This window comes from Pedobacter nutrimenti (assembly GCF_032678445.1).
GTDB classification, from domain to species: domain Bacteria; phylum Bacteroidota; class Bacteroidia; order Sphingobacteriales; family Sphingobacteriaceae; genus Pedobacter; species Pedobacter nutrimenti_A.
Genome location: NZ_JAVTSQ010000030.1, coordinates 1 through 5,159, shown reverse-complemented (window position 1 = coordinate 5,159; position 5,159 = coordinate 1). Strand labels below are relative to the sequence as shown.

Below are 5,159 nucleotides of genomic sequence, written 5' to 3'. Positions count from 1 at the left end.
AAGAGCGAAAGGATTGTTGGATTGCAGGAGTTGTTCTTCTGTGTGCTGGAAAATCTGGTAGTATTTGTATTCAAAGGAGAGCTTTGTTCCCAGCATATTGTATTGGTATTTGTCTGGACGTTTCTGGCCGGGTACGCCTGTAAATATGGTGTGAGAAACAATGGGGTGGTCGTAGCGGTCAGTCAGCCTATACCAATATTTGAATACCCTCGATGGAAATGTAAGGTTGGTTACGGTCTGGATTTCCAGGTGTAGCATGAAGAGTTCCTGTTTTCCGGTACGGAGGTATATTTTGGCCAGCATGTCTGCGTTTCTGGTTCCGCCTTTTTTATTTCGGTCTGGAGAGATTTCCAGCAGCTCTTTGTCCATGAAGCTGATGGGCTTTTCCAGATCAAAGATCTGATCTGCGTCTTTGTACAGAAAGCGCAGCATATCGCAAAAATAATCTTCGAATGCACTTTTGAAAAAGATGTCATTCTTTTTCTGGATTGGTTTTTTATCTTTTTTCTGCGCTGGCCTGTTGGTCCGTTTTTCTACTGCTCTCATTTATGCTAATGTAGATGTGATATTTCTAAATAAAAAATAATCACAAAAAAATTAGAAAAAATATTTATTTAGGGGAATTATATGCGTGGGTTTAGTCAGGCCAGGGAGACGAAGGGAAATGGTTAAAGTAGCTCCGCGAACATTGTGTTCTTCTTATTTTATATTAGATTAGGGGGGCTTAAAAATTGAATATTATTTAATAATAAGTTTGCTGTGAAAAAAATAATTTATATCGTTTTATTCTTAGTGTTGTTTTTTGGATTAATAAAGGTATTTCTGTCAGGTTTAAACGATTCACCATGTATTTTAACGGATAATTTCAATAAATTGGATATAAATGGAATCGTTATTAAAAAGTATATAGATAGCGACCAGCATTCTTATCCTATACTTAAGATAAGGAGTAATAATGGATTGGATACTGTCTTGACAATAAATTTGGTTCTGGAAAAGAGTGGTTTATTTGAGAGAATTAATCCTTTAGATACCCTTTATAAACATAAAGATTCAAATGAAATTTATATACAACAAGATAATAGACTAAGATTAATTGGAAAGGCTGATTTTGGATGTGTGGAGAAATCTGAATTAAAGAAGTAGCAAGTTTGTTGAATATGGAAATTAATCAAAAGGAAATAGAAAAAGTATCCTCACTAGGGGCCTTTGAAAGATATCAATATCTTTTGAAGCGAATAGCTGATAACGAAATGATATACACCTTGGAGAATGAAGAAGGTGATTGGGCATCTTCAGAAATAAAAGAATATATCCTTTACCCAATTTGGTCTGCAAAAGAATTTGCATTAAAGTGCGCTGTTGATGAATGGTCTGGTTTTAAAATTATTGAAACCTCAATTGGTGTTTTTTTAGAAACCGTTCTGCCAGAAATTGATAAAGATGGATTCTTGTTAAATGCTTTTCCTGTTGGCGTAACAACAGGTTTTGTAGTTACGACTTCTGAATTTATGAGAGACATAGCCGAAGAGTTAGGGAATTACTAAAATTATTTGCGTTTAAAAGTATTACAGTAGGAGTGGAGCAATGAGGATAATTCACTTGCTTGATGCTCGCCATTTCTGTTGTAGCTATTGCATCAATTCAGTATGTAGCTATCCTATAATGCAGGTTTTAATATCATATTTTGTGGTTTTGCGAAGAAAATTGGAGTGTTTATCGCGCGTTCTTCCATGAATTGGAAGAACTGGGGTGGGTATTAGTGCGCTTCGATTTCTTGAATCGAAAGTTTGGTGGTTTTGGCTATAAATTCGTTAGCTTCATCTATATTTATAACCACGACCTAACATCTATGGAAAAGGTTAAAATCCGATTTTGATGTTTATGATTTGTATGGAGGACAAAACGACTTTTAATATAAATACATTTAAAACGAACTTACTTTCTGGATGATTTGCGAAGTTCTAAATATAAAAATCAATGATGCTCAAGTTTTTTTCTGAAAGATATTATTATATTCTTAATATTGCTTTAGTTCTATTTGCACTTAATCTTGCTAAAGAAAAGGTAATCAGTGTTTTGTCTGGTCAAAACAGCCATTATGAAACTCTAATTCGTAGTTTATTTATTTACTCATTTTTTTGCAGTTGCATTTTAGTTTTTATCCTTTCAATTGTAATGCTTTTTGTGAAAGAAGGACACGGTATTAATAGATTTGTATTGATTACTGCTCCATTATTAATAGCGATATTTTTTTTTGCACTTTTAACTGTTTTTGGAATTGCAAATGTATTTCCTGTTCATTTGTAACCCTTGAGTTCTCGTCAGGAGACCGGTTCGAAATCCGGGAGGGTTACAACTGAGCTCCAAATTATCAACTATGCATTTAAACTTAAAAGGTAAAGCTTGGCTTGAGGATAACGATTCTGATGCTTACGTTGAGTTTGATATGGAGTGTGCTGGTGGAGGATTATTTGTTAGCGGTCAGGTAGGGGTTCTTATGAAGATCATTTTGTCAGGTTCAAGTTTAGAACAGATCAGACCTGTATACCACAGTCTTTGACGGATTTTAAGATGTTGCTTAATACTGGTTATTGATACCAATGTAGAGATTGGGAATTCTAATAAAAAATTATTGCTGATTTTGAAACGGAACGGCTAACAAAGATAAATTCTATCCAAAAAAGCATAGGGAAATAGGGATAAATTCTGGAGAATACCTGTGTCTGGGATAATGTTTTTTGAAAGAAGCACTCCTGAAGAGGAATCTATTGTCGGTTACGCCGCTTAAAAGGTGAGCAGGATTATATCGAATACCTAATTGTGAGATTTCGCACCTGAACCGGAACCCAAGAAAGGCAAAAAAAGGCTTACAGCTACGGTGGTGGACTAATTAGGTATTCATAGAAATGTAGCGAGGTTAATGGCGGCAGGAATGAAATTAGCTGTGCTCATATAATGCTTATTAGCTTATAACGAGCTGATCAAAGTTTTGGAATCGATGGTGTTTGTCAAACAGCAATTATCATCATAATCCTTAGTAGGGTTCAGGCCAAAAGCAATCAAGAGTTCTTCTCGGACTGCTTTATTAGCCGGATTACGCAGGTCAAAATGAGTGAGGTAATTAGGATTTTTACTGTAGTCAAACTTTCCTTTATGGGCAATGGCGTTTTTAATATCGAATAGACCAGAATATTTAGGGTAAAAACCAATGCCATAAAAACCATAAGGGTTGGAAATTTTTCTTGAGTAACTATTCTCTGCTACGAATGGATTTTCTGCAACGAAATACTTGTTAAATGTAGTGGTAGAAAGTTCCTGATGAATAAGCCCCCATTGCAAAAATGATGTATGTTTTTGCATATTAATATGTCGGCCATATGATATTGGAAAATCCAATTCTTCGGGCTTTAATTCCTTGTGTCCGATCACTTCAAATTGCCCGTAAAGCAGCAAGTTATCCATCATATAATCGGATGGTAAAGAACCTGCGTGCTGTAAAATTGTTAGATCGATATTTTTAGTTTCAGACAAATAAGCATATACCTTGACCAGTACTGGTTTGGTCATTATCAGATTCAAGCCGTGGTCACCAGATAGGGCGCTCTTTTTTTTAATCTGGTCTATATTGGCCAGTACCCGTCCAAAGCCATATTGGGTTCTACTAACTTTAAAGGCAAAGAAATCACCAGACTTAAACTTAGAGAGTTTACGCCGGGCTTCCTTAAATTGATTAATTTCGACTAAGTGCTGTGGTGGAGCGCTATTGATAAAGTCTGTTACAATACTGCTTATTTCTAATGTTACAGCATCTTTTACAAATTCCTTTTCCCAGCGAGTATCGTAAAAAGTGGTTTGGGTATTGTAATTGCCAATAAAAACACGTCCAAGATAATCTATGTCACAATATACACCAGTCGGTTGACGCGACTCCAATACTGAAGGGGAGAATTTCTTTTCTTTCCCTTTACCCGTTTTAGGTAGTAATATTGTTCTACCACGAGTTAACTCATTGTACTGCTTTTCCTGATATTGCTCTTTAGTAGAGAGGATATGCCTTTTAATCACTTCTCCTTCAAAATAAAGAGTGCTCTCCGGGCGATAGGTATCTCCCTTAAAAATCGTTTTTTCCCAATGTGGCTCTATCGGGTCTAAGCCAAAATATAGGCGTTGTTCATTGGTTAATTCAAATTTCATTAGTGCTATTTAACGCAGTTTAAATGCTAAATAATTATCAATTATAATAGATGGTACTTTTCTATATATGAGCTTTGACCACTTACGCTACATAGGATCTTCATATAATACAAATGTAGATCCTTGTTCTATAGCATTATCGTAATAGTCTTTTTTGTCCCCATGTTCTATTCTATCGGGACTAACCTTTCCCACTCTGGAAAATTCGATATTGCTAAATCCAAGTTCTGCAATAATATCTTCTGCTTGTAGTGGGGCATATTCAGAATTTTTATCTTGTTTCAAATAAAATAAAAAGGCATGCTTTTCTCCGACTGGATACTTGTGCTTTGATTTTTCTGTTATGCATGCAGATCCTAAGTATATGTGTATTTCAAAACTCATTTATAAATATATAATATTTAGTCTAACTGACAAACTTAGCGACTAAAACAACATAATAAAAAGGCCTCTGAGATCATCTCAGAGGCCTGTGTGGAGCCGAAGGGGTTCGAACCCTTATCTAGCTTTGATTTTTTAAGAGCTTTCTAATAATAATGAGTTATTTGGTTCTGCTAGATGGTTTTAACAGAAAAAGGGACCAAATCTTTCGACTGGCCCCTTTTCATTAAATTAACGCTCTCGATGTAAACGTATAAAATTTTTCTGATATTCTGTTAATCAATTTTTTGATCGATTGCTTTTTTCTATTTGGGTACGGATTTTCTTTACGAAGGAAAGAGATACTTCAGCAAAATCTGCTGCTTGCTGATCCGTAAAGGCTAGTTTTACGATTAATTTCTTTACGAGTATTTCCCGTTCTTCTAGCTTGGTGTTCCTTGCGCCAATTTTTATTCCCTTCTCTTTTCCCTCTTCAATATTGAGCATTTTCTCTGTTTCTATAATTCCCATAGTGATTTGTTCTCCTGTTAGGGTTCTTACTTGTTGTTCAAATTTAGTATTTAATTCTTCATCTTCAATGT

Annotated in this window: 6 protein-coding genes and 2 pseudogenes; 4 read left to right on the top strand and 4 right to left on the bottom strand. The window is 35.1% G+C overall.

The genetic code is table 11. The annotated features are described in order from the left end of the window. Window positions 1-546: pseudogene (locus R2S08_RS28685) on the bottom strand (hypothetical protein); the annotation flags it as partial. A 213-nt stretch (window positions 547-759) separates the two neighbouring features. Here R2S08_RS28685 and R2S08_RS28680 point away from each other — a divergent pair. The 4 genes from R2S08_RS28680 to R2S08_RS28665 all read left to right on the top strand — a co-directional run bounded on the left by R2S08_RS28680 (window position 760) and on the right by R2S08_RS28665 (window position 2,563). After that, complete coding sequence (locus R2S08_RS28680) at window positions 760-1,146, top strand: hypothetical protein (RefSeq protein WP_316838331.1); 387 nt, start codon at window positions 760-762, stop codon at window positions 1,144-1,146. Between the two features lie 14 nt (window positions 1,147-1,160). Next, a complete protein-coding gene (locus tag R2S08_RS28675) occupies window positions 1,161-1,547 on the top strand; it encodes a DUF2750 domain-containing protein (RefSeq protein ID WP_316838330.1) in 387 nt (128 codons plus the stop codon). Between the two features lie 433 nt (window positions 1,548-1,980). Further along, on the top strand, window positions 1,981-2,310 hold the full coding sequence (locus R2S08_RS28670) for a hypothetical protein (protein ID WP_316838329.1): 330 nt from the start codon (window positions 1,981-1,983) through the stop codon (window positions 2,308-2,310). Between the two features lie 70 nt (window positions 2,311-2,380). Further along, window positions 2,381-2,563, top strand: a complete 183-nt coding sequence (locus tag R2S08_RS28665; RefSeq protein ID WP_316838328.1) for a hypothetical protein — start codon at window positions 2,381-2,383, stop codon at window positions 2,561-2,563. 407 nt (window positions 2,564-2,970) lie between these two features. Here the strand turns inward: R2S08_RS28665 and R2S08_RS28660 are convergent, their stop codons facing one another. From R2S08_RS28660 to R2S08_RS28650, 3 genes and pseudogenes are all read right to left on the bottom strand, one after another. Next, on the bottom strand, window positions 2,971-4,197 hold the full coding sequence (locus tag R2S08_RS28660) for an immunity 26/phosphotriesterase HocA family protein (protein WP_316838327.1): 1,227 nt from the start codon (window positions 4,195-4,197) through the stop codon (window positions 2,971-2,973). Between the two features lie 87 nt (window positions 4,198-4,284). Next, window positions 4,285-4,581, bottom strand: coding sequence for a hypothetical protein (locus tag R2S08_RS28655; protein WP_316838326.1), 297 nt, complete (start codon window positions 4,579-4,581; stop codon window positions 4,285-4,287). Between the two features lie 276 nt (window positions 4,582-4,857). Beyond that, a pseudogene (locus R2S08_RS28650) lies at window positions 4,858-5,159 on the bottom strand (hypothetical protein); the annotation flags it as partial.